Origin of the sequence: Oleidesulfovibrio alaskensis DSM 16109 (assembly GCF_000482745.1) — a bacterium.
In the GTDB taxonomy this organism is placed as follows: Bacteria; Desulfobacterota; Desulfovibrionia; order Desulfovibrionales; family Desulfovibrionaceae; genus Oleidesulfovibrio; species Oleidesulfovibrio alaskensis.
Window position 1 is genome coordinate 509923 of sequence record NZ_KI519494.1, and the last position, 24513, is coordinate 534435.

The following is a 24513-nucleotide window of genomic DNA, read 5'->3' on the forward strand; positions in this document are numbered from 1 at the left end:
CGCGATACGGGCGGGCTTCGGTTGGCAAGATGTCTCGGTGTGTCGTGGTATCCTGATCCAGCTTGGTAAAAAATTCTTTTTTGAAATCCGCACGGGGCGCCGGACATTTTCGGAATGATGCTTTTGAGCAGGTCGTCGGGTTGTTGCAGGTGGTGGCTGCGCCGGGTGATCAGACCTTCCGGAGCAGCCCTCAATGAGACCGGTTTGATCCTGCTGCAGCGTTGCGGACACAGAGTTAAGCCACCGGCGTGACGAGCAGACAGGAGAAGCGGAGGAGCGGGGGGCGCAGGATATACGATGCGGAGTTCAAACGGAATGTCGTCCGGACGGTCGGGGAATCGGGACAGGCGGCGGACGGGGGTGTACCGCGCTTCGGATCGGGGGGATATCATCAATTGCAGGCGGCGTGAGATACGCGGCACTCCACCAACCTTGAGGTGGAAAATCCGGGCGGCTTGGTGCAACACAGGCTACACACCGGAGAAAGGGCAGGTGTGCGCGGGGCCGTCCGGTGCAGCCATGGCGCCCTGATGGCGGGGCAGGCCGTTGGTGATGCCTGCCGCAACACGGGCAGGAGCGCGGCCGTGCGCAGATACAGGGCGCGAGATTGCAGCAGCAGGCACGCAGGATGCTTTCCGGCAGCAGCAAGTTGACATGATGCAACAGCGATTTGTTGGTCATACGATATGGGTCTTTACAGCCGGACACGCTCTGTCGGACCTTTCCCGTTTTCAGACTCCCGGCATCCTTCCCCCTCTCTAAGCCGGAAGTTTTTTTGTTCTTCTGTTGATTTTGAGTTTCATATTCATTATTGATACCCTCAAATACGCGTGTAAGCGGTCATGGTGCCTTGCGGCAGCCGTGGCGGTGCTTCTTTGCACGGCAACACTCAGGGGGGAATCGAGTTTTGTCCGTCACCGGAAATTCAGTACTTTTTGCCAGAGAATATGAGCTGATAGCCGAAGCGGAAGCTGTATTGGCCCGTACGGCACCGGAGGCTCCGGCGCATGATGCGCTGGCAGGTCTGCTTGCGGGGTTCTGCAAAACGCTGCGGCAATGCGGCCGGCTTATGTCCATGGGGGACAGAATGCAGGCGCAGCTGAGTGAACTGAACCGCGATATCGCGGCCAAAGAAGCGCGCTACCGCTCCATTTTTCAGTGCGCGGCCGAAGGGGTTTTCCGTACCGGTGCAGACGGCAGCTTTGCGGAAGTCAATCCTGCCATGGCAAACATTTTCGGCTGGTCTTCGGTGGATGCGTTCATGCAGCACAACACCAGCCTTGCTTCTTTGTTTTCATCGCCGCAGGCGCACTGCGAATATCTGGACAGGCTGTGCAGCGCCGGAGCTGTTTCACGTTACGAAGCTGTTCTGCGACGCAGAGACGGCACGCCCGTATGGGTCGAGATCAGCACGCAGGCGCTGGAAACAGGTCCGGAGACGGCCTGCGGCGCCACGCATGTGGGCGTGGTGCTTGATGTGACCGCCCACAGGCGCATGCTTGAAGAGCTGTCACACATGGCCCGTACCGATCCGCTGACCGGTCTTAACAACCGCCGTTTTTTTATGGAGGCAGCCCGTGCCGAAGTGGAGCGCATGCAAAGCAGCGGCAGGCCGCTCTCTTTGCTGATGCTCGACATAGACCACTTTAAACGGGTCAACGACACGTGGGGGCACGATGCCGGTGACATGGTGCTCAAACAGCTTTCCTGCTGCCTTGCAGAGACCATGCGCGGACAGGATGTCTGCGCGCGGCTGGGCGGAGAAGAGTTTGCCGTGCTGCTGCCTGAAACAGGCCACGCCGAGGCCTGCCGTGCCGCGGAAACACTGCGTCAGGCTGTGGCCGGCATGGCGTTTGCCGGGCATGGTTTTTCCGTCACGTCGTCGCTGGGCCTTACCACACTGGATTCCGCGGGGCATGCCGTTTCGGGGCAGCGTCCTGTGCCGGGGGGCGGTGCGGCCTCTGCCTGCTGCGGGCAGGTGGTGGAAATCCTGCTGAAGCGGGCCGACATTGCCCTGTATGCGGCAAAAAAGAACGGCCGCAACCGTACGGAAGTATATCCTGCCCGTTGCACTGCCATATGCGCCGGGGCGTTATGCATCTGAAGACAGTATCTGGACAGATATGCTGACCGTCATGCTGGCCGGCATGCTTACCGGCACGCCTGCAGGCGCGGCACCAAAGCCGCAAGGCTTGCGGCATGGCCGCAACATACAGTGAAATATAATGAGCAAGACAACACGTTTTCTTGATGCGCTGGCAGAGGTGAGTGTCCAGACCAAGATGAAGATAATTCTGTTTCTGGGGCTGGTCATGTTTCCGCTGGTGGTGCTTGTTCTCAATGACAGTCTGGAGCGTCGCGGCCTGAATAACTTCATCGCGGTGTGGACGGCCGGCAGCCTGCTGCTGTTTCTGCCTCTGACAAGGGGGGCTCTGCATCTTCTTGTGCTGCGCAGCGTGCACTACCTGAACGGGCTGTGCGAACAGATGAAGGCGGGTAACCTGCGGCCTTTTGCCACGCTTCCGCCGGAACCCAAGGAAGGGGATGAGCTGCAGCGGCTGCGGCATAACATGTTCTGGATGGGGCATGTCATCCACAGCAGGCAGCATGAGCTGGCGGTAACCATGGAGCATCTTAAGGAGACACAGAACCAGCTGGTCAGCTCCATCGAATATGCAAGCCTTATCCAGCGTTCGTTTCTGCCCGCACGGTCCGAGCTTGCGCATCTGTTCGGCGACCATTTTCTGCTCTGGAGTCAGCGCGACACCGTGGGTGGTGATTCCTACTGGTACAAGCAGACTCCGCAGGGTTTTTTTGCCGCGGTTATAGACTGCACAGGGCACGGTGTTCCCGGCGCCTTCATGACGCTTATCGTGCATTCGCTTTTTGAGCGCCTTGATATAAGCGCCGTGGACGGAAATCCTGCCGCACTTGTAGGTGCCATGAACAACTCCATTAAGAACGCGCTGGAGCAGCATGACCGCAAGGCTGCGTCTGATGAAGGCATGGACTGCAGTGTCTGCTTTGTGCCCGCAAAAAGGGGTGTGGTGCGTTTTGCCGGTGCCGGCAGTTCGCTGTTTGTCACCCGTGCGGACGGTACAGTGCAGGAGGTGAGGGGAGACCGCTGCGGTGCCGGATATGTGCGCACGGCAAGAGACGCCGTGTTTACCAACCATGACATCCCGCTGGAGACCGGTATGCGCTGGTATATGGCCAGCGACGGATTTGCCGACCAGATAGGCGGTGAAAAGAATCTGCCTTTCGGCAAAAAGCGGTTCATGGCTCTGTTGTCGCGCACGGCGGTGCTGGACTGCGCCGCCCAGCAGCGGGCGCTGGAAGAGGCTTTTGCCGGATACAGGGGGCATCAGCCCCGGCGTGATGACGTGACTGTGCTGGGCTTTACCGTGCAGTCTGCGTAACTCCGTAACAATCAGGAGGCACAGCAAACCATGGAAACAAGAATGTTCCGGTGTCACAGTGAAATGAGAGAGAAGGGCATCATGTTGTACTTCAGCGGTCCGGTATGCCAGAGCGTGGTCGAAGGGCTGGGTGAGATGATGCGCCGTAAAATGGCCTGCGAGGAGCGTGGCCTGGCACTGGCGCAGCGGGTGTTTGCCGTGCTGGTGGAACAGATGCAGAACATTATCAATTATTCGGATACGGTGCCGCCGGAAGTCCGTTGCCGCTCAGCAGAAGGCATGATGGGCGAGGGGCAGGTGGTGGTGGGACGCAACGAAAGCGGTTTTTTCATCACCTGCGGCAATCCCGTGCTGAAAGACAGCGAAGAGCGCATCCGGCAGAAAATCGATACCATCAACCGCATGAATAAAGATGAACTGAAACGCTATTACAAGGAGCAGCGGCGCAGAGAGCCGGACGACCTGTCACGCGGGGCGGGACTCGGTTTCATCGAAATGGCCCGGAAATCCGGCCACCCGCTGGCATACAGTTTTGAGCCCATCAGCGACACCATGTCGTATTTTGCTGTCAATGTCCGCATTGCCGGAGAAGCGAATCAATGAACATTCTGACCATAGCACCCACAAAATCGTCACCGGGTATTCTTTTCGACCCGCACGGCGCCGTCCTGCGGATTTCCGGCGAATCTTATCCGGAAAACTGCGGGCTTTTTTATCAGCCTGTATTCGCCTGGCTGCACAATTTTCTGCAGGCGCCGGCTACGCGGCAGGTCACGCTTGATATGGAGCTGGTCTATTTCAACAGTTCCAGTTCCAAGACGTTCATGGACCTGTTTGATCTGCTGGACGAGGCGGCCGGAGCAGGAAAGCAGATTACCGTCAACTGGCGCTATCATAAAGAAAATGAAACAGCGCTGGAATGCGGTGAAGAATTTCGGGAAGATGTGCGGCACATGCGCTTTAATCTGGTGGAACTGGACTGATGCATTGCCCCTGCACACAGCGTGCGGACTGCATACTGTGATACGGGCGGGGAGCAATATGATCCGGCGCATGCTGACGCCTGCCATGCCCGCATGGCAGGCGTCAGCGCGAGTTTTTTGTCCCGGCGGGCAGGATCACTGATTGCCGTGCGTCAGGCCACTTCCAGCCGGTAGATGATTTTGTCATCACCGGCGCGGTAAAAAGCCTTGAGCACGGCTTCGGCCGAAAAGCCCGCGCGTTCGTAAAAACGGCGGGTGGGAGCGTACTTCCGTATGCCCGAGGTTTCGGCAAACAGCAGTCTTCCGCCGGTCAGGCGGACATCATGCACTACTTCGGCCAGCAGGGCTCTGCCCAGCCCGCTGTGCTGCCGGTGCGGGGCCACGGCAATCCAGTAGAGATCGTAAGTTCCTTCTGTGGCCGGTGTGGGACCGTAGCAGGCGTAGCCCGCCATATCGTCGTCTTCCGTCGCAAAAACAAAATGATAGCCGCATGCCGCGCCGTGCATCAGGTGTTCATCCACCAGTTCCTGCGCCACGTCGGCTTCCTCCGGCGTAAAAAATCCTGTGGATTCCACAACCCGCCGTACAAGCAGGGCATCCTGCGGCAGCACCTGCCGTCGGAAGGCGACAGCCCCTGCCGCGGGTGTTCCGGCGGGGGGGTCCGGCTTTATGGTCTGCGGCATGGGGGGCGGTCCTCATTCACGGCTGCCTGTACAATGCCTTCCACCAGTCCGGCATAGTCCATGCCGTCTTTTTCTGCGGCGGCAGCCAGACCGGCATCGGGGGCAATGCAGGGGTTGGAGTTCACATCAATGACACAGGGAATGTAGGGCATCTGTGGGGAACCGTCTCCTTTGACGCGGAAGTCGATGCGCGCGTATCCGGCAAGGCCGAATGCACGCCAGCACCGGACCGTGACTGTGCGCAGCAGCTCAAGCAGGGCCGAGTCTTCCGCGCAGAAGTCAAACCGCCTGACCGTGTTGCTGCATTCAAACGAATCCTGATGCCATTTGGCGGCGTACCCCACTATGCGGGGACGTTCCGGCGCGTAGCCGCGGAATTCGATTTCCGCGCAGGGCAGCACATGCACCCCGCCGTTGCCGTCGGCAATGGCGGCGATGTTGAATTCTCTGCCCTCCACGTATTGTTCGGCAAACCATGTCCCGCCGTGCCGTGTCCGGCAGCGCATAAGCGCCGCCATGACATCGCCGGTCTGCACCGCGTCCACGATGCAGCTGTCGTCCAGCCCCAGCGAAGCATGTTCATGCACCGACTTGCACAGGTACCTGCCGGGTATGAACGCGTCCGCAGTGCGGGGCAGGTCACCCATGCCTCCGCAGACGCCGTCGGCCGTCACCCATGCCGGTGTGCATATGTCCGCACCGGTCAGTATCTGTTTGCACAGCAGCTTACTGCCCGAAAGCGTCATGGAGGCAGCGTCCGCGCCGGTGAAAGGTATGCCCGCATGGGCGAAAAGCGCCGGAGCAAGCGGCGCCATGGCGATATCGCCGTCAAGTTCTTCCACCAGATTGAACACCACGTCCGGATTCAGCGCCGCGATGCGCAGCGAGGCGGCATGCAGGTCCAGTGTCATGCTGAGCAGTTCCGCCGCGTGTCCGCGGCGTATCAGGGCGTCGTGCACCGCACGCGCCTGAAGCAGGGTGTCTTCCTGATCGGGTCTGCCGTCGGGCTGCACAGCGTTGTATACAACGGCTACACGCATATTATTCCGCCACCGTCCCCGTATGTCCGGTGTATGCCGCCGCCGTTACGGCAGGCACAAAACGCTGGCCTGTGTCCGTTTTCAGACGTTCCACCGCCGACTCCATTATCTGTCCGATAAGCTGCTCGTAGCGCAGTCCGGCCTTGTAGCACATGATGGGCAGGTCAGAATTCACAGGATTCAGGCCCGCCAGAGGATTCACTTCAATGAAATTGGGCACGCCGCGGGCGTCAAAGCGCAGGTCAACGCGTCCGCCGTCGCGGCAGCCCAGCGCACGCCACGCTGCCAGTGCCACATGGCGGGCCTTCTGCGCATCGGCATCATCGGCCAGATGATACTGTACGCGCTCCAGATACTCGGCTTTGTTCACATATCCGTACACATCCGATTCGGCTGCCGGAGCAAATACCACCTCCAGAGCGCCCAGTGTTCTGGCTCCTGCTCCGGTACCGGTGATACCCACGGTCAGTTCACGGCCGCACAGAAACGTTTCCACCAGCACGGGCTGTCTGTGGCGGTCGATGAGCCGGGCGCAGGCGGCGGCCAGTTCCTGCGGGTTCTGCACCTTTGATGCGGCCCCAACCCCTATGCCGGTGCCTTCGGCCACGGGCTTGACAAACAGCGGATAGGGCAGACTCACTGCCGCGGCTTCGGCGGGATCGCGGATCACCACAAAATCTGCGGTGGGAATGCCGTTGTCGCGCACGATATGCTTGGTCATGCCTTTATGCAGGCAGATACCCAGCGTCATGGGGTCGGAAAACACATAGGGCACGCTGTAGTAGTCAAGCAGGGCAGGCACCTGACTTTCGCGCCCGAACCCGTGACAACCTTCGGCAATGTTGAAGACGATATCCCAGCGGCGTCCCTGCAGCAGGGCAGCGGCCAGCGCGGGAAGCGCCCCGATGCGCTGCGTCTCGTATCCCAGAGCCTGCAGTGCGGTTTCTATGCCCTCAATGGTGGCGGGGCTGTCGAACTCAGCTGCTTCTTCTTCCGAATAGCCCCGTGCGAGGTACTCTTCTTTCAGGTCGTATGTAATGCCTACAAGCACGGCATGTCTCCGTCTGCGCGGCCTGCGGGGCCGGCGTTGTGCACGTTGTGTGCGGCAAGGGGCACCGCGGGGTCATACGAGCGGTACAGGCCGCCTTCATAGTTGCGCATGACAAGCTCTTCGCCGTCGTATCCCTGAACATAATCGGGCATCAGCGGAATTTTGCCGCCCCCGCCGGGAGCGTCCACCACATAGGTGGGCACGGCATAGCCGGTGGTAAAGCCGCGCATGCCGCGGATTATCTCCACGCCTTTGTATATGGGCGTGCGGAAATGCGCCGAACCCTGTACCGGATCGCAATGATACAGGTAGTACGGGCGCACGCGGTTTTTGAGCAGACCCTGCATAAGAGCTGTCATGGTGGGCACGTTATCGTTTATGCCCTTGAGCAGCACTGTCTGGCTGCCCAGCGGAATACCGCCATCGGCCAGCCGGTTGAGCGCCTGAGACGCTTCCGGCGTCAGTTCGTCGGGGTGCGTGCAGTGGATGCTCATGAACAGCGGGTGATACCGGCGCAGCATGCGGACAAGCGCAGGCGTGATGCGCTGCGGCATGACGATGGGCGCCTTGGTTCCTATGCGGATGAATTCCACATGCGGAATACGGCGCAACTGTGACAGCAGGTGGTTGAGTGCACTGTCCGTCATGGTCAGCGGGTCGCCGCCGGAGATGAGCACATCGCGCACTTCGGGGTGATTTTCTATGTATTCGATGGCTGCGGGCCAGCGTCTGCGCGAGGCACTGCCGGCGCAGGGCTTGCCCACGCGGCGCGAGCGGGTGCAGTAACGGCAGTAGGCCGAGCAGGAATCCGTGGCAAGAAAGAGCACACGGTCAGGATATCTGTGCACAAGACCGGGCACCGGGCTGTGGCTGTCTTCACCCAGCGGGTCTGCGGACTCGCCGGGGTTCAGCGACCATTCCTCTACTGTGGGCACCATGGTGCGCCGCAGGGGATGTGCGGGATTGTGCGGGTCAAACTGGGCCGCATAATAAGGGGTGACTGCCAGCGGCAGCGCGGCAAGCCCCGTGCCGGCACCGGCTTCTTCTTCGGAAAGCCCAAGCATGGTGCCCAGCACGCCGAGCGAGGTGATGCGGTTGGCGTACTGCCAGTGCCAGTCAGACCATGTCTTCTGGCTGACTTCGGGGTAAAAACGCCTGCGGAAGGCATCGGAACGGGCGCTCAGCACAAAGCCGGACGCGGTGTTCTGGGTACGGGAAAAAGACGCGGCATCATGGGCCGAGGGAGCCTGTGCCGTGCCGCGGGAAAGTGCCGTCGTTAGAGAAGGAGGCTCTGCGGGTGCCTGTTCAAGTTCTGCAGTGCTGAGTGTCACCGTTTTCTCCATGATTCTGCTTGTAGTGGTTACCGCGCGCTGCCGTGTGCACAGCGTGCGCAATGAGCCGCGGATAGCAACTGCCATGCCATTATGGCATGTATTGCTTATCATGCTGATATCATAGAGTAAGGTTGCCTGTGGCTGTAGCAGGGGCGGAACATGATGTTCCGGTTGCGCAGGCGCGCAATGCGAAAAACAGGCGGGCAGTTGCGTTCCGGCCTTGTGACAGGCCGGAATCACAGAACGGAACGTCCGGTTCCGTTTTTTATTTTTGGGTACCTGAAGTTCCGCTTTTGGACTGCTTGTACACGGATTTGTCGATGCCGTAGCGGGTGAGCAGTTTTCTCAGCTGGCGGGTGGTTATGCCCGCGCGTTCCGCTGTCAGGTTTATTCTGCCCCTGCATTCGGCTATCAGCTCTTCAATGTAGCGGCGCTGGGCCTGTTCTTTGGCCTGGTTGCGCACAGCGGCAAGGGGCAGTGAAAGGTCCAGCGAGACGTTGGCCAGCGGGGCGCCGCCTGCAAACAGGTCCTGCGGAAAGTTATCGGGCGAGAGCATGTGGGAGGTTTCCAGAATATAGGCCCGTTCCATCAGGTTTTCCAGTTCGCGTATGTTACCGGGCCATGCGTAGTTCTGAAAAGCTGCCAGCACTTCGGGGTGGATGCCCTGAATTTTTTTCATCTGCCGCTGCCGCAGCCGTTGCAGAAAAGTCTCGGCCAGCAGGGGGATATCTTCGCGCCGCTCGCGCAGGGCGGGCACTCTGATGGGAAAAACGTTGAGCCGGAACAGCAGGTCGGCACGGAAATGTCCTTTTTTTACCAGTTCTTCCAGATCAACGTTGCTGGCGGCCACAATGCGGGCTTCCATAGGAATGTCGTTCACGCCGCCCACCCGCTGGAACACTTTGTCCTGCAGCACCTGCAGCAGCCGCACCTGTGTCGGCAGTGATATGGTGCCTATTTCGTCCAGAAATATGGTCCCCTTGGCGGCCACTTCAAAGCGTCCGGGCTTGCGCTTGCTGGCTCCGGTAAAGGCGCCTTTTTCATGGCCGAACAGTTCGCTTTCCACCAGCGTTTCGGGAATGGCACCGCAGTGCACGCCCATGAAGGGACCTTTGGACCGGTTGCTGCGGGCGTGGATGAGCTTTGCCAGCACCCCCTTGCCCGTGCCGGTTTCGCCCTGCAGCAGTATGGTTGTGTCTGTGGCGGCCACCCGCCGCACTTTGTCGAACACAGTCTGCATGACCGTACTGTGCACCTGTTCCAGCGGGATACGCGTTTTGCCGTCGGCCGACGAGCGCAGATACTCAAGCTCTGTCTGCATCATGCGGGATTCGCGCAGGCTCTCAAGCACATAGGCGGCTTCTTCTGCCGAAACGGGGTACGTCAGATAGTTGTCCGCACCGGCCCGGACCGATTTGACGGCCTCGCGTATGTTTTCCTGTCCGGCCAGCACGATGACTTCCAGATTGGGCGCTATGGCCCACAGTGCGCGCAGCGCGGTGCGTATGGTGTCCAGAGTGCGCTCCGGCGAACGGTCCAGCCATGAAACATCGGCGAAAAGAACATCGGGAATGCGTCTGCCCAGTGCGGCATGAAGTTCCTGAGGACTGTGCACCACAGTCAGTTCCGCCTGAGAGGAAAAACTGCGTGTGATGGCCTTGGCTGCAGGCTGATTGTCTGTGGCCACAAGATAGTGCTGCATAAAAAGCGGCGCCGGGGGCGGGGGTTGCAGGTGAAGCGGGCATGCCCGGAAAATTTTTCAACCAATGCGCTTTTTACAGGTGTTTTGCAAGGGGGGTGCCGCTGCGGCCGCAGTAAAAAAAAGCAACCCTCCCGTAAGGGGAAGGGGTTCAGTATTACGGCCTGTCCGGTTTATGTCAGGGGTGTTTGCGTGACGGTGCAGGCGGCATGCCGGCCGCTGTTTTTTCTGCCTTGAACACACCAGCAAAAGGAAGACAGGAATGAATGCAGTGACACACTCGTATCATGACGACACCGGACGGCGGCAGGCTGCCGGGCTGCCTCTTTCAGCACGGCTGCGACGGTTGAAAGCCGCTTATCTTGAAGCGAAGCCGAGCATCACCATAGGCCGCGCCATGGCCTACACCGAAATTGAAAAGGCGTATCCCGACCTGCCGCCGGTGCTGCGCCGCGCCATGGGATTCCGGCGTGCCTGCGAAACCGCCCCCGTGCTTATTCAGGACGACGAACTGATTGTGGGGCACCCCTGCGGAGCGCCGCGCGCGGGTGCTTTTTCACCGGATACGGCGTGGAAGTGGCTGCGGGACGAACTGGATACCATAGGCACACGCCCGCAGGACCCGTACATGATAAGCGAAGCCGACAAGAAAATCATGCGTGAGGAGCTGTTTCCTTTCTGGGAGGGGCGCTCGCTTGATGAAGTCTGCGAGGACGCCTTCCGCCGGGAAGGTCTGTGGGAGTTTTGCGCCGAGGCCGGAATCAGCGACCTCAGCTACCATCATACCAGCGGCGGCGGTGATACCAGCCCCGGATACGATATTATCCTTTTTACCAAAGGTATCAACGGACTGAAGGCCGAGGCCGAGGCGCATCTTGAAAGACTGGATGCGGAAAATGCCGGAGACAGCAGCGGGGCTGATTTCTACCGGGCGGCGGTTATCATCTGTGAAGGCGTTTTGCTGTATGCGGGCCGGGTGGCGGCGCATGCGCGTCAGCTGGCCGCTGCGGAACAAAATCCCGCCCGCAGGGAGGAACTGCTTGCCATTGCCGAGGTTAACACCAGGGTGCCGGCCAACCCGCCCGCAACCTTTCATGAAGCCCTGCAGGCAGTCTGGACAATCCAGTCGCTGTTTCTGCTGGAAGAAAACCAGTGCAGCACTTCACTGGGACGGTTCGACCAGTATGTATACCCCTGCTACGAGGCCGGCATCCGTAACGGGACACTGACCAGAGAGCAGGCTTTTGAACTGACAGGGTGCTTCATCATAAAATGCTCTGAGATGATCTGGTATACTCCCGGAGCCACCGCCAGATATTTTGCAGGATACATGCCTTTTATCAACATGTGTGTGGGCGGGCAGAAGCGTGAAGGCGGTGATGCCACCAACGATCTGACACTGCTGCTCATGGATGCGGTGCGCAGCGTCGGGGTGTACCAGCCCTCGCTTGCCTGCCGCATTCACAACCAGTCACCGCAGGAATACCTTGAAAAAATAGCGGATGTCGTGCGGGCGGGTACGGGTATGCCCGCATGCCATTTTGACGATGCCCATATCAGGATGATGCTCCGCAAGGGGTTCGACTTTGACGATGCGCGCGATTATTGCCTGATGGGCTGTGTGGAACCCCAGAAGTCGGGGCGCATACATCAGTGGACAGCGGGCGGTTTTACCCAGTGGCCGGTGGCAGTCGAACTGGTGTTCAACAGAGGCGTGCTGCGTTCGTACGGCAGACGCGTTGCGCCGGATACCGGCGACCCTGCAGGGTTTACCAGCTATGCCCAGTTTGAGGCTGCCGTGAAAACACAGCTTGACTACATAATGGAAATGACGGCGCGCGGAACGGTTATCAACCAGAAACTGGTGCGTGACCTGATGCCCACGCCGTACATGTCGCTGTTTGTGGACGGATGCATGCAGACGGGCAAAGATGTCACCGCCGGCGGCGCGGTGCTGTATGAAGGACCGGGAACCATATTTGCCGGTCTGGGAACCTACGCGGACAGCATGGCCGCAGTGCGCAGGCTTGTCTTTGACGAGGCCAGATACACCATGGCTGAAATGAAGCAGGCTCTGGATGCCGACTGGGCCGGCTTTGAACAGATGCGCCGCGACTGCCGTAACGCGCCCAAATACGGCAACGATGATGAGTACGCCGACGGCATAGCCCGCGACATCATTGATTACACGGAAAAGACGATCAACGGGTTCAAGACACTGTACGCCCGTCTGATTCACGGCACCTTGTCGCAGTCGTTCAATACGCCGCTGGGCGAAATGGTGGGAGCAACCCCTGACGGACGCGCAGCCGGTGCACCGCTTTCCGACGGCATGAGTCCTTCGCAGGGGGCGGACCGCAAGGGGCCCACGGCCATCATAAAGTCCGTGGGCAGGCTGAATGTGGAGTCCATGAGTCTGGGCATGGCACATAATTTTAAACTGGTGCACGGATGTCTGGAAACACAGGAAGGACGCGCGGGACTTGTTTCTCTGCTGAAAACGGCCTCAGTGCTGGGCAACGGACAGATGCAGTTCAACTATGTTGATGACAATATGCTGCGCGATGCTCAGCGTCATCCGGAACAATACCGCGATCTTATGGTGCGTGTTGCCGGCTACAGCGCTTTTTTTGTGGAGCTGTGCAAAGAGGTGCAGGACGAGATAATCAGCCGGACGGCGCTTCACTGACGTGGCAGGCCGCATTGACCGGAAATCATTGATTTGTATGTATGTGAGGGCCGCCGCGCGACGGGCGGCCCTTTCCTTGTTTTTGTGCAGGCGCAAAGTATACCTTGTATACAGGTAGGGTATCGCGCCGCGGCATGCTATGGTGGCTCAGTATGTTTGCCCCGCTTTGTGTGACGGGGGTGCGGAGTCTGCATGATGAACAGTGTTTCGGAAGGGATGAAAGAGTATACAGGCTGCCCTGTGGCTGATGAACTGCTGCTGGCAGGTCTGGATGACCCGCTGCTGATAGTTGCCGCGGACAGCGGGCATATGCTGTGGACAAATCAGCAGGGGGCCGTGTGGTGCGGGCTTTATGCGGCAGAGACTGCTGCGGTGCAGGGAATACCGCCTGCGCTGGCGGCCGGATGGCAGCATCTTACGGGGCTTACGGTGTGCGGCAGGCTTTGTTGTGCCGACGCGCTGGCAGTACAGTGGCGCGGACGGCGGGCAGTGCTGCTGCGGGGCCGCACGGACACCGGAAAAAAGGAGCCGCCTGCGGAAAATGCGCAGGCCGGTGTGGGGGCACCCTGTGCGCCGCGGCGTGAAGACGAACGGTACCGCATTGTGTACGACACCATGGCGCAGGGAGTTGTCTTTCAGGACAGAACGGGAAGCATTGTATGCGCCAACGCTGCTGCCGAACGTCTGCTGGGGCTCGGAAGCGATGCCATGCGCGGCATGGACAGCCATTCCGGAAGCTGGCAGGCGGTGGATGTTGACGGAAGTCCGTTGCCGGGCAGCGCTCATCCTTCCATGGTTGCGCTGCGTACGGGACGTCCGGTGTCCGGCCGGGTAATGGGCATCCGCCACCAGACAACCGGAGCCCAGCGGTGGCTGGTGGTCAGTGCCACACCGCTTTTCACCGGCGGCGGCAGCGTTCCGGCGGAAGTCTTTTCCACGTTTGAGGATATTACCGAACTGGCAGCGGCCCGCCGGGAGCTTGCCCTGTACAGTGAACGCCTTCAGCAGGTAATCGACAGGTCGCCTCTGGGGGTGTTCCTGTGGCAGTATCAGGACGGCCGTTTTACTTTTCTGCATGGTAATCCCGCATCGGAAGCCATGCTGGGCATAACGGTGGCGGAGTATGCCGGGCAGGAACTGCTGGAAATGCTGCCTGAACTCGACCCCGCCGTGGTGCCTGCGGAATACGCGAATGTCATGCGTACCGGTATTCCGTGGCATTCCGAACAGCTGGATTACGCCGACGATGTCATTTCCGGAGCTTTTGAGGTGCATGCTTTCCGTGCCGGAAGCGAAGTGCTGTGCGTGATGTTTCAGGATATTACGCAGCGCAAGCGCACAGAGGCGGAACTGGCCACGGTGACGTCTCTGCTGCAGGAACTCATTGATGTTATGCCGTCGGTGCTTGTGGCTGTGGACACCGCAGGCAGGGTGACCCGATGGAATCATGCCGCGGAATCGCTGACGGGCATCAGCGCTGCGCAGGCGGCGGGCAGGGAACTGGACGGGTTGTTTGCCTGGCCTGCCTTTGTGCGCAATCTGCTGGGCAGCGTGCAGGACGGGCCGGAGTGTGCGCATCTGGAAGATGCAGCCTGGGAGCATGACGGCGTTGTCCGCCACTGGGACGTGACCATGTATCCGTTGAAGGAAGGCGGAGGCGGCGGATATGCGCTGCGTCTGGACGATGTGACATCGCGGGTACGGCTGCGGGAAATGATGATCCAGTCTGAAAAGATGCTGTCCGTTGCCGGTCTGGCGGCGGGTATGGCGCATGAAATCAACAATCCGCTGGGAGCCATTGCGCAGGCGGCACAGAACTGCCTGCGGCGTATGGGTACCGGTCTGCCGGCCAATCTGCATACCGCCGGTGAACTGGGGCTGGATTTGTACGCCATGCAGACATATCTGGACCGGCGGGGCATATACGCCTTTATGGAAGATATCCGGCACAGTTGTTCGCGGGCGGCGCGGATAGTCAGCAATATGCTGGCTTTTTCCCGCACGGAAAAATCTCCGCGCAGCTGCGCCGATATCCACGATGTAATCCGGCAGGCCGTGGTGCTGGCAGAAACGGATTACGACATGAAGCGTAAATATGACATAAAACGGGTGCGCGTGCGGTATGATTTTGCGGAGAATGTGCCGCAGGTGTGGTGCAGCGTGCAGGACCTGCAGCAGGTTTTTCTGAACCTTGTGCGCAACAGCAGTCAGGCCCTGAGTGAACAGGCCGGACATGCGGCACCCGAACTGCTGCTGCGTACCAGCCTGCAGCCTGAAGGGCGGGTGGAGATACGCGTGTGCGATAACGGTCCGGGAATGAGCGAAGAGGCGGCGCGGCGTTGCTTTGAGCCTTTTTACACCACAAAACCGGTGGGCGAAGGCACGGGGCTGGGGCTGTATGTAAGCTATCTCATCATCAAACAGCATCAGGGCACGATACATCTGAACAGCGGCCCGCAGCGCGGCGCGGAATTCGTCATCAGTCTGCCCGCATTGTGCTGAACGGCGCATCGGCTCTTGCCTGTGCGGCAGGGGCAGTGTCGTAGCTGCCCTGCGGCCGGTTGCAAAATTATGCGAAAGTTTGCCGGAGGGCAAAAAACAGCTTGACGGGGAACGCCCTGTCCGCTAAATGTCCTTTCCCACGCGGGAGAAAACTCCCGACAATGCGGAGCGGTAGTTAAGTCGGTTATAACGCCGGCCTGTCACGCCGGAGGCCGCGGGTTCGAGTCCCGTCCGCTCCGCCACTGCAAGTAAAGCCCTGATGTAATCACATCAGGGCTTTTTTTTGTTGCGCGGACTTCTCTTTCCCCGTGCGGGACTTGTTTTTCTTATGCAGGGCATTATGTTGCGGGCACGGTCGTGTGTCGTCACGTGCAGTCCCTGCGGCCGCATGATATCCGTCTGCCTTGCCGGGCACGCTGTCTGGGCAGGCGGCACAAAGGAGAACACGCGTGGATATTGCCATTCTTGTTGCCCTGATACTTCTTAACGGCGTTTTTGCCATGTCCGAGATAGCCCTTGTCACCGCCCGCAGAAGCCGTCTGCAAAAAATGGCGGAAGAAGGTGACCGTTCCGCAGCCGTGGCCATCCGGCTGGGTGAAGAGCCTACCCAGTTTCTTTCCACTGTGCAGATAGGCATAACGGCCATAGGCATACTGAACGGCATAGTGGGAGAAGCCGCACTGGCCGGGCCTCTTGCCCTGATGCTGCAGAATGCCGGTCTGGAAAGCGGGACAAGCTCGGCCGTGGCAACCACAGTTGTGGTGGCGGGCATCACCTATTTTTCCATTGTGGCGGGCGAACTGGTGCCCAAACGCATAGCGCAGTTCAATGCCGAAGGCATAGCGCGCAGCATGGCCAGACCCATAGCCCTGCTGGCCTGTCTGTCGCGTCCGTTTGTGTATCTGCTTTCTGTTTCCACGGATGCCCTGCTGCGGCTGGTGGGCAAAACTGAACTGAGCAGCGCCAACCTGACCGAGGAGGACATCCACGCCATACTGACGGAAGGTTCACAGGCGGGTGTCATCGAAAAACACGAGCATGATATGGTGCGTAATGTCTTTCGTCTTGACGACAGGCAGATTCCTTCGCTGATGACTCCGCGCAGCGATATTGTGTTTCTGGATATCACGCAGCCGCTTGACGGATTTCTGGACACAGTGGTGGCCTCTGATCATTCCCGCTTTCCGGTATGCCGCGGCGGTCTGCACGAGGTGCTGGGCGTCATCAGTGCCAAGCGTCTGCTCAAGCAGCGGCTGAAAAACGAACCGGCAGAAAAACTGACCGGATATCTGCTGCCGGCTGTGTATGTGCCGGAGTCGCTGACGGGCATGAAGCTGCTTGAACAGTTCCGGGAATCCGGTGTGCAGATGGTTTTTGTGGTTGATGAATACGGTGATATTTCCGGTCTGATCACGTTGCAGGACCTGCTGGAAGCGCTCACAGGGAAGTTCCGCCCGCGCGATCCGGACGAAATGTGGGCTGTGCAGCGTGACGACGGTTCGTGGCTGCTGGACGGGCTTATCCCTGTGCCGGAACTGAAGGACAGGCTTGACCTCAAAACCGTGCCCGACGAGGCAAAAGTCCGCTATCATACCTTGAGCGGTATGATGATGTGGCTTTTCGGCCGGTTGCCGCGTACAGGTGATGTGGCGGAGTGGCAGGGCTGGCAGCTGGAAGTTGTGGATCTTGACGGCAAGCGCATCGACAAGGTGCTGGCCAGCAGGATTTCCGGTTACGAGGCTTCGCAGCCGTCTGCGGCTGGTCCGGACGGGCGCTGATGCGCCGCACTGCGGTTTACGGCTTCAACTGTTGATCACGGAGGTGCAATGCAGCAACCGGACATGCTGCCGCAGTTCACACAGGTGACCTGCAGGTACAGGGAACACGTTCTGCGGCTTACGGTTCCCGCCGGAGAATCCTTTCTGGCGGGCGATATCTTTCTGCGCAACGAATATCCGCTGACAGGTCTCAAAGGCGTTTTCCGAAAGCCGGTCATTGTGGATGTGGGGGCCAATGTCGGGCTTTTTGCCCTGTACATGCACCTGAATATCAAGGGCGCTGTGATTCATTGCTTTGAACCTTCTGCCGCGTTGTGCGGCGCCCTGCGGCGCAATCTGGCCGGATGCCCGGAAGTGCGGCTGCATGCTGTGGCCCTGTCTGACCACGACGGCAGGGAATTGTTCAATCTTAATACCCGCAAAGCAGGACAGAGCTCGCTGCACAGCGTCACCGGACCTCAGGGTGAAGGCTGGGTGCGCGAACATGTGGATGTGCGTCATGCCGGACGCGCCTTTGATGAACTGGGCATAGATCATGCCGATATTCTGAAAATAGATACCGAGGGGAGCGAGCCTGAAATTCTGGAAAGTCTGGGGCCGAGGCTTGATGGCGTGAAGCATCTGTATATCGAGTATCACAGCCTGCGTGACCTGGCCCGCATACGGGCGCTTTTGTCCGGATTTGAAGAAACGTCCTGTGTCGCGCGGGGTGACGCAGTGGGTGTGCTGCGGTTTATGCACCGCTCATTACGTTAGCAGACGGCGCACGCAGAACGGCCCGCGCACAAGGCACGGGCCGTTTGTCATATATCTGCTGCGGGCAGTTTCAGCACCCGCTGCCGCAGTTGGTCAGGCAGGCGTGTTTGGCCAGCCCTGCCAGTGAAGTTTCTCTGTAACCGCACTTCAGGTCTCTGCCGGTTTCGCCCATGGTCTGCACCACCTGATCAAAACTGATACGGTGGTTTCCGTCGGTGAACAGCGTGTATTCCGCTGCGTTGATGGCTCTGATGGCCGAAACCGCGTTGCGTTCTATACAGGGCACCTGCACATACCCGCCCACGGGGTCACAGGTCATGCCCAGATGGTGTTCCAGCGCCATTTCCGCGGCGTAGTCTATCTGCATATGGGTACCGCCGAACAGATAGGCGGTCATGGCCGCGGCCATGGCGCACGCTGTACCCACTTCGCCCTGACAGCCCACTTCGGCACCCGATATGGAGGCGTTTTCCTTTACAAGGTTGCCGACCAGTCCGCCCACGGCAAGAGCTTTCAGTATTTCTGTGTCGGCAAGGCTGTAATCTTCTTTAAGCGAACGCAGCACGGCGGGCACCAGACCTGCCGAGCCGCAGGTGGGCGCGGTAACCACCAGCCCGCCGGAGGCGTTTTCTTCCGACACTGCCAGTGCATAGGCGAATGTCATACCGGTGGAACGCAGCCTGCCGGACTGGATGCGGGCTTTTTTGTAAAACGCGTTGGCTTTGCGCGGGTAGCGCAGGTCGCCCGGCAGCAGGCCGGTTTTGCCCAGTCCGCGTTCTATGGAGTCCTGCATGGCCTGCCAGATGTCCTGCAGAAAAGGCCACAGGCCCGGACCTTCCTGAGATTCGACATACTCCCACAGCTCTATGTTGTCCGCACGGCAGTGACCCATGATGGCCGTGAGAGTGGTCAGCGAGTAAAAATTGCCGGCACCGCGTGTCAGCGAATCCGGTTCGGCTATGGTGCCGCCGCCCACGCTGTACACTTCCCAGGTGGAGGCGGGGTCTTCCGGCACGTTCCCCTGTGCGTCCAGCGCTTCGAAAACCATGCCGTTGGTGTGGAAGGGACGTACCTCTTCTGGTTTCCAGACAATGGTCGTGCGTTCTTCACCCAGTGTTTTTTTGATGATCCAGTCTGTCAGGTGGCCTTTGCCCGTGGCGGCAAGGCTGCCGAGCAGCGTGACACGGTAATGCGCAGCCTGCGGGGTGCGCCGCAGAAACTCTGTGGCTGCCTTTTGCGGGCCCATGGTGTGGCTGCTGGAAGGGCCGTTGCCCACCTTGTAGAGTTCCTTGAGAGAGTCCATATGTACTCCGTTGTGTGCAGTATATAAAAAAGGCTGTCCGGCGGCGCCGTGCCGCGCGGGCCGCGGCGGCGTGCACTGTCTGCGGCGCTCAGCGCCGCGGGGCGTCGTGCAGCCGGACAGCCCCTGAGTGTGACTGTGCAGGTTACGGCTGTGCCGACAGCACCTCGTCCAGCAACTCCGCAAACAGCGAAGCTCCCAGAAGAATGATCTTGTCGTTGAAGTCGTACTTGCTGTTATGTATCAGCGCGGAATCCGTGCCGTTGCCTATCCATACAAAACACCCTTTGGTTTTCTGCATGTAAAAGGCGTAGTCTTCGCTGCCCATGGCGGGCAGTTCTTCAGTGAGCACGTTTTCCTGTCCCACCACACGCGCCGCGGCGGCTATGGCCATATCCGGCGTGGAGTTGATGACCGGCGGGTGCTTGCGGTGGTAGGTGAAGGCGGCTTTTACGCCGTAGGTCACCTCGAGTCCCTGCGCCAGCTGTGCCAGCGATTCCTCGATGAGGTCCTGCACGCGCGGGTCGGTGGTACGCACGTTGCCGCGTATGGTCACTTCGTCGGGAATGATGTTGTAGGCGCTGCCGCCGTGTACCTGTGTGATGCTTATGACGCCTTTGTCATGTGCCGAAATGCGCCGGGCAACAATGCTCTGCGCGTTTTTTATGAAGTCGGCCACTGCGGCGAAAGGTTCGTTGCAGGCGTGCGGAACGGAGGCGTGTCCGCTTTTGCCGCGTATGACCAGATCGAAGCGGTCTTCGGAGGCCATGGCGGTGCCTTTGTGCACGATCATCTGGTTTTCGCCGTAAGGCGGCCAGTTGTGCATGCCGAACATGTAGTCGATGCTGTATTTTTCAAACAGACCGTCTTTGATGACTTCCAGCGCTCCGCCGTAGCCTTCTTCTCCGGACTGGAACAACAGCAGCACGGTTCCTTTGAAATCGCGGTGCTGCGCCAGATACCCGGCAAAAGCCAGCAGCGTGGCGGTGTGGCCGTCGTGGCCGCACGCATGCATGCGGCCACAGGTCTGCGAAGCATACGGCAGGCCGGTTTCTTCGCAGGTTTCCAGTCCGTCCATATCGGCCCGGAAGGCCACTGTCACGCCGGGAGCAGTGCCTTCCACTTTGGCCAGCAGCGAGTTGACGCCGATGTCTTCATATCCGATGCCCAGTCCGTCCAGCTGTTTTTTTACAAACGCTGCGGTATTCACTGTTTCCAGACCCACTTCGGGACAGGAGTGCAGGTACTGGCGTATGCTTTTCAGCTCTTCGAAACGGGCCTCGATTTCCGGCTTCACAGGCATTTATATCTCTCCAAGATATTTCAGCACAACGTGGGCGATGGCTGCGGAACCCACATAGGTTCCTGCCATTACAAACAGGCTGACCACAACGATACGCCATCCTGTTTCTTTCAGGGCGGGCAGGTCTTTGCCTATGCCTACGCCTGCGTACGCAAGGATGGGGGTGGTAAGCGCAAGGAAGTTGACCTTGGACACCCACGCGGCCACAGTTGCACTGCCGGGAAATCCGGGCAGTGTTACAATCATGCCGATGGTGATGACGTACAGTACGGTGGGCAGCTTGTAGATGAACCGGTTGGCCAGAATACCCAGTACACAGATGACGAACAGGGTGGCCATGCCGGGCAGCGCCTCTGCCAGACCGAATCCGTAGCCTATCCAGTTGCCCACAAGGGTTATAACGCCGACGAGCGCAAGCACGATGGCAGCTTCTGTAATCTTGCTCATTGGTTACGCCTCCTCGGGTTTACCGTATTTAATGCGGTAGAGTACTTTGTAGAGCTTGTTGGACATGGGCAGGGCTATCAGCATGGACATGTATACGCCGTCCAGACCGGAGAGCGTGTTACTGGCCACGCCAAAGGCCTGAATCTGTTCGGCCATGTCGGGGTAGATGGCTGAAAGACTGCCCACGGTGGCGGTCATCATGCTGGCGGAACCCACACCCGAAGCCATGGCGAGGGCATAGGGGTGGAATACGTTGAAAATGCTGAGGAACGATGCGGTAAGCCCGAAGAATATTGTGCCGAACACGGTACCGCAGATATATACGCCCATAACGCCGCGGCCTTCGGGCGAGTTCAGTCCGTAAATGTCGCCTATGAGCGCCACGTTGGGTTCGCGGGCGATGGAGTGCGCGGCGCCGATGGATTCCCTTTTAAGTCCGAGGAACATGGCAATGGGAATACCGATGAGCAGCGTGCCGATGTTGCCGAACTCCTGCAGTATGAGCGCGGGGCCGGCTTTGAGTATTTCAAAGAATTTGGGGCCCACAAGCGTGCCGTAGCGTGCCATCAGCAGCATCAGCGTAAGGCTGACGAGCGAGCTGGCATGGTCCATGTCCTTGTCGTTGACAACTTTGAGGAATTTAGGACCGAGAAATGTGCCGATAAACACGGCATACAGCATGGGTATGAGCACCAGCATACCCGGGCCGACTTCGAACTTGAGAATGCCGATCAGCTCGGAAACGGCAACCAGCGCCAGAACGAGCAGATGGATCTTTACGTTCTTGATAGCATCTAACATGTTGGTAATCCTGCGTTTGCGAAATGTTGTAGCCTTGCGGCACCGGCTGCTGGTCATGTGGCGCGGCCGGTGCTCCTCCTCCGTCGATACTGCGTTTTTCCCCTCGGGTGTGTACTCCCTTTTGCTGTTACTGGTTCGGGACATTATGGCCATGTCATAAACGTGTCCGAAATTGTCCGCGAAAAGCCATTACTCAGATGGCTATTTTCACGAGATTTTTCGGGCGGCCGACCTGATGTGCGTTCTCCTTGCCCACCAGTGTGGCGTAGCCGCTGTCCACAAATTTTTTCAGCACCCTGCGCGCACTGCGTTCGCCTATGCCCAGACAGGCAGCCAGATCGCCGGAATCGAACGTGCTTTTGCCTGTTTTGTCTATGACGGCCCGTATGCGGTCCACATAGCTGGGGCTGATGCCGATTTTTTCAGCCATGCGCAGCAGGGTGGTGTCTTCGATGCGGGTGCGGTAGCGCAGCTCGCCCTGTTGCCCCAGCGGACCGCGGATGTGGTTGCCGTGCACCAGAAAAACGCCTCCGCGGGGTTGCTTGCGGCCGTGCGCCAGCGCCAGACGGGCTGTTTTTTCGGCTTCGAACGCGGTGGAGCCTATGCCTATGCCGGAAGATATGAGCATGTTGTTGCCCCGTGCCCAGTCCATGAGCCGGGTGAACATATCCAGATGCACATGGCTTTCAATGACGCCCCGCGTGGCAAAAATCACATATTCGCGCTTGCCGAAGTTGAACAGACTGCCCTGAATGGCACGGACATATTCAAGCAGTTCCAGAAAAAAACGGCCTTCATCTTTCATATGTTCGTATTCGTTGACGGACTGTTCGTCGTTGCGGTGCAGGCGTACTATCTGTATGGCGATGCCCGCCGAGCGCAGGTCGCGTGTGGCAATGTCGGAAAGCAGGCGCTCGGTGGTTTCGCGTATCTGCAGCGAACTGGGCAGCATGCGGAAAACGGGATACCCCTCTTCCTTGAGTCGGCGGTACACAGAGCCGAAGCCGGACATGGCTGCCTGCGCCTTGCCGGAATCGAGCAGCTGTCTGTGGCGTTCGTAGTATTCTTCTTCGCGGAATCTGACCGCAAAGGGCATTGAGTATACTTTGCTGAAGGGCAGGGAATATTCGCGGATGACTTCGTTGAGCACGGTATCGGTAATGACATCGACACTGACGCGCGCATGGGGAATACCGCTGCTGCGGATGCCGGAGTAGGCGCGCAGCAGGCTGTAGGCACCGCGCTCGATATGGGCGTGGGGTTTGGTTACTACACCGCGCGCCTTGGCGGCTTCCTGCACGCCGATACCGGCAAACAGCAGCCCGTCGCATTCGCTCTGGCTTTGTTCGAGCACCTGATGCGACTCTTCCGTAAGTTCCCGAACATATGTTTTGAAGGTCAGGTCGGGAAAAAACCGCGTCACGGAATCGTACATGACGGTTACAGAGTCGGACGGACCGATAAGGGCTATGGTTTCACTCATTGATGCGGCGCCTTATATGCGGTGCAGCGGCGTCTGAGCGGTGTGCGTCGTTGTGCGCAGGGGCCGCGGACGGACTGCGGTGTATTTCGGTCATGACCAAAATATGACCGTAAGCAAGGCAACTCTGCACGGGAAGCACAAGGGTGTCAACCCCGCGCAGCGGGAAAAAATGCTCATGCTCCTGTGCGGTGCAGCGCGCGAACCTTGTAACGCCGCGGGGCGCTCTGTGCAACTGCCGTAAGGCATTGTTGCGCGATGCCGGAGCATGACGGGCGCGGGAGATGGGGCACACAGGAGCCGGACACAAGACAGGCAGGTTGCTGGCGGATGAAGTAGCGCCGCGGCAGGGGGCGCAGGCAAAGAGCGCCTCCGGCGGGTTGCCGGAGGCGCTGTGTTTGTGTGTCAGGGACAGACATTGGGGCAGCCATTGGGGCAGACCTTGAGGCAGACGTCCAGCCCCAGATGCTCCATGAGCCGCTGCAGGGTGGTGTCCACAAGCTGCTGTTCCGGCAGGCCGAGCACGTCTGCGGTGTGCAGCTGCCGCTCGATGAGTCCGGCGAGCGGCGGCAGTGCGGCACGCAGGGGGGGCAGACCCGGCAGGTCGGGCAGTCCGGACACGTCGTGCAGGTCTGCCCCGCTGTATCTGTTAAGCAGCAGCGCCTGTCTGCGCAGACCCAGCTGGTCCGCCATGCGGCCCACCTGCGCCGCCGTGTGCAGGCTGCGCAGACTCGGTTCGCTGACCACCACAAGAGCGTCCACATGTGCCACCGTGCCTCTGCCCAGATGTTCCACTCCGGCTTCCAGGTCCACCAGTACACAGGTGTTTTCTTTCATCACAAGGTGCGCCAGCATGGCCTTCAGCAGAGCGTTGGCGTCGCAGGCACACCCCCCGCCCGCATTGGTCACCGCTCCCATGACCAGCAGCCGCTTTCTGCCGGCAGCCGGTGCATACAGCGGTCCGCCGGAAACAGGCACGTCCACTGCCAGCTGGTGCGGCAGGTCGCTTACGTCGGGGTTGAGGTCAAGAAAGCCCCCCGCGTGGATGAGCCGGTTTATCAGGTCTTTTCTGGCTGTCAGCGGTTCGGGCAGACTGTCTGCGGCCACACCGCAGGCCTGTCCCAGCGAAAGCGCGGTGTCCGCGTCAACCATCCAGACATCGCGGCCGTTGCGGGCCAGCCAGTCGGCTGTCCACGCGGTGACCGATGTTTTGCCCACGCCGCCTTTTCCGGCAAATGCCAGTTTCAT

Annotated in this window: 19 protein-coding genes and 1 tRNA gene; 9 read left to right on the forward strand and 11 right to left on the reverse strand. The window is 59.4% G+C overall.

The genetic code is table 11. The annotated features are described in order from the left end of the window. Nucleotides 1-907: 907 nt before the first annotated feature. From H586_RS19420 to H586_RS0114400, 4 genes are all read left to right on the forward strand, one after another. Entirely contained in the window at nucleotides 908-2104 is a 1197-nt protein-coding gene (locus H586_RS19420; RefSeq protein WP_051364040.1) for a sensor domain-containing diguanylate cyclase, read from the forward strand. Between the two features lie 121 nt (nucleotides 2105-2225). Continuing rightward, a complete protein-coding gene (locus tag H586_RS0114390; protein ID WP_027182404.1) occupies nucleotides 2226-3419 on the forward strand; it encodes a PP2C family protein-serine/threonine phosphatase in 1194 nt (397 codons plus the stop codon). Nucleotides 3420-3449: 30 nt separating this feature from the next. Then, nucleotides 3450-4022, forward strand: coding sequence for a SiaB family protein kinase (locus tag H586_RS0114395; protein ID WP_011368811.1), 573 nt, complete (start codon nucleotides 3450-3452; stop codon nucleotides 4020-4022). After that, a complete protein-coding gene (locus H586_RS0114400) occupies nucleotides 4019-4402 on the forward strand; it encodes a DUF1987 domain-containing protein (RefSeq protein WP_011368810.1) in 384 nt (127 codons plus the stop codon). The genes H586_RS0114395 and H586_RS0114400 overlap by 4 nt, the downstream gene beginning before the upstream one ends. Before the next feature lie 152 nt (nucleotides 4403-4554). Here the strand turns inward: H586_RS0114400 and H586_RS0114405 are convergent, their stop codons facing one another. The 5 genes from H586_RS0114405 to H586_RS0114425 form a co-directional block, all read right to left on the reverse strand. Beyond that, the gene (locus tag H586_RS0114405; protein WP_051364041.1) at nucleotides 4555-5085 is read right to left on the reverse strand and encodes a GNAT family N-acetyltransferase; all 531 of its coding nucleotides are present in this window, start codon (nucleotides 5083-5085) and stop codon (nucleotides 4555-4557) included. After that, nucleotides 5070-6125 carry a D-alanine--D-alanine ligase family protein gene (locus tag H586_RS0114410; RefSeq protein ID WP_027182406.1) on the reverse strand — a complete coding sequence of 352 codons (1056 nt, stop codon included), beginning with the start codon at nucleotides 6123-6125 and terminating at the stop codon, nucleotides 5070-5072. The genes H586_RS0114405 and H586_RS0114410 overlap by 16 nt, the downstream gene beginning before the upstream one ends. Before the next feature lies 1 nt (nucleotide 6126). After that, nucleotides 6127-7176, reverse strand: a complete 1050-nt coding sequence (locus H586_RS0114415; RefSeq protein WP_027182407.1) for a D-alanine--D-alanine ligase family protein — start codon at nucleotides 7174-7176, stop codon at nucleotides 6127-6129. Next, entirely contained in the window at nucleotides 7167-8507 is a 1341-nt protein-coding gene (locus tag H586_RS0114420; RefSeq protein ID WP_027182408.1) for a KamA family radical SAM protein, read from the reverse strand. The genes H586_RS0114415 and H586_RS0114420 overlap by 10 nt, the downstream gene beginning before the upstream one ends. A 268-nt stretch (nucleotides 8508-8775) precedes the next feature. Continuing rightward, nucleotides 8776-10212, reverse strand: coding sequence for a sigma-54 dependent transcriptional regulator (locus tag H586_RS0114425; protein ID WP_027182409.1), 1437 nt, complete (start codon nucleotides 10210-10212; stop codon nucleotides 8776-8778). A 259-nt stretch (nucleotides 10213-10471) separates the two neighbouring features. On the opposite strand from H586_RS0114425, the gene cutC reads away from it, so the two are divergent. The 5 genes from cutC (at nucleotide 10472) to H586_RS0114455 (ending at nucleotide 17934) form a co-directional block, all read left to right on the forward strand. After that, nucleotides 10472-12898 (forward strand): choline trimethylamine-lyase, encoded by a 2427-nt coding sequence (gene cutC / locus H586_RS0114435; protein WP_027182411.1) that lies wholly within the window; start codon nucleotides 10472-10474, stop codon nucleotides 12896-12898. Between the two features lie 192 nt (nucleotides 12899-13090). Then, complete coding sequence (locus H586_RS20255) at nucleotides 13091-15400, forward strand: PAS domain-containing sensor histidine kinase (protein WP_051364043.1); 2310 nt, start codon at nucleotides 13091-13093, stop codon at nucleotides 15398-15400. A 165-nt stretch (nucleotides 15401-15565) separates the two neighbouring features. After that, nucleotides 15566-15642: transfer RNA gene (locus H586_RS0114445), tRNA-Asp, on the forward strand. Between the two features lie 207 nt (nucleotides 15643-15849). Then, on the forward strand, nucleotides 15850-17178 hold the full coding sequence (locus H586_RS0114450) for a hemolysin family protein (RefSeq protein ID WP_011368802.1): 1329 nt from the start codon (nucleotides 15850-15852) through the stop codon (nucleotides 17176-17178). A gap of 48 nt (nucleotides 17179-17226) precedes the next feature. Then, nucleotides 17227-17934, forward strand: coding sequence for an FkbM family methyltransferase (locus H586_RS0114455; protein WP_027182412.1), 708 nt, complete (start codon nucleotides 17227-17229; stop codon nucleotides 17932-17934). Nucleotides 17935-18004: 70 nt separating this feature from the next. Here H586_RS0114455 and H586_RS0114460 read toward each other — a convergent pair whose 3' ends face one another. The 6 genes from H586_RS0114460 to H586_RS19430 all read right to left on the reverse strand — a co-directional run bounded on the left by H586_RS0114460 (nucleotide 18005) and on the right by H586_RS19430 (nucleotide 24513). After that, nucleotides 18005-19237: an L-serine ammonia-lyase, iron-sulfur-dependent, subunit alpha gene (locus tag H586_RS0114460; RefSeq protein ID WP_011368800.1), complete on the reverse strand. Its 1233-nt coding sequence runs from the start codon at nucleotides 19235-19237 to the stop codon at nucleotides 18005-18007. Between the two features lie 142 nt (nucleotides 19238-19379). Continuing rightward, on the reverse strand, nucleotides 19380-20537 hold the full coding sequence (locus H586_RS0114465) for a M20 metallopeptidase family protein (protein ID WP_011368799.1): 1158 nt from the start codon (nucleotides 20535-20537) through the stop codon (nucleotides 19380-19382). Further along, a complete protein-coding gene (locus H586_RS0114470; protein ID WP_011368798.1) occupies nucleotides 20538-20984 on the reverse strand; it encodes a hypothetical protein in 447 nt (148 codons plus the stop codon). It abuts the gene before it with no gap. Nucleotides 20985-20987: 3 nt separating this feature from the next. Beyond that, complete coding sequence (locus H586_RS0114475) at nucleotides 20988-21785, reverse strand: DUF3100 domain-containing protein (protein ID WP_011368797.1); 798 nt, start codon at nucleotides 21783-21785, stop codon at nucleotides 20988-20990. 193 nt (nucleotides 21786-21978) lie between these two features. Beyond that, a complete protein-coding gene (locus H586_RS0114480; RefSeq protein WP_011368796.1) occupies nucleotides 21979-23268 on the reverse strand; it encodes an ATP-binding protein in 1290 nt (429 codons plus the stop codon). Nucleotides 23269-23670: 402 nt separating this feature from the next. Continuing rightward, complete coding sequence (locus H586_RS19430) at nucleotides 23671-24513, reverse strand: ATP-binding protein (RefSeq protein WP_051364044.1); 843 nt, start codon at nucleotides 24511-24513, stop codon at nucleotides 23671-23673.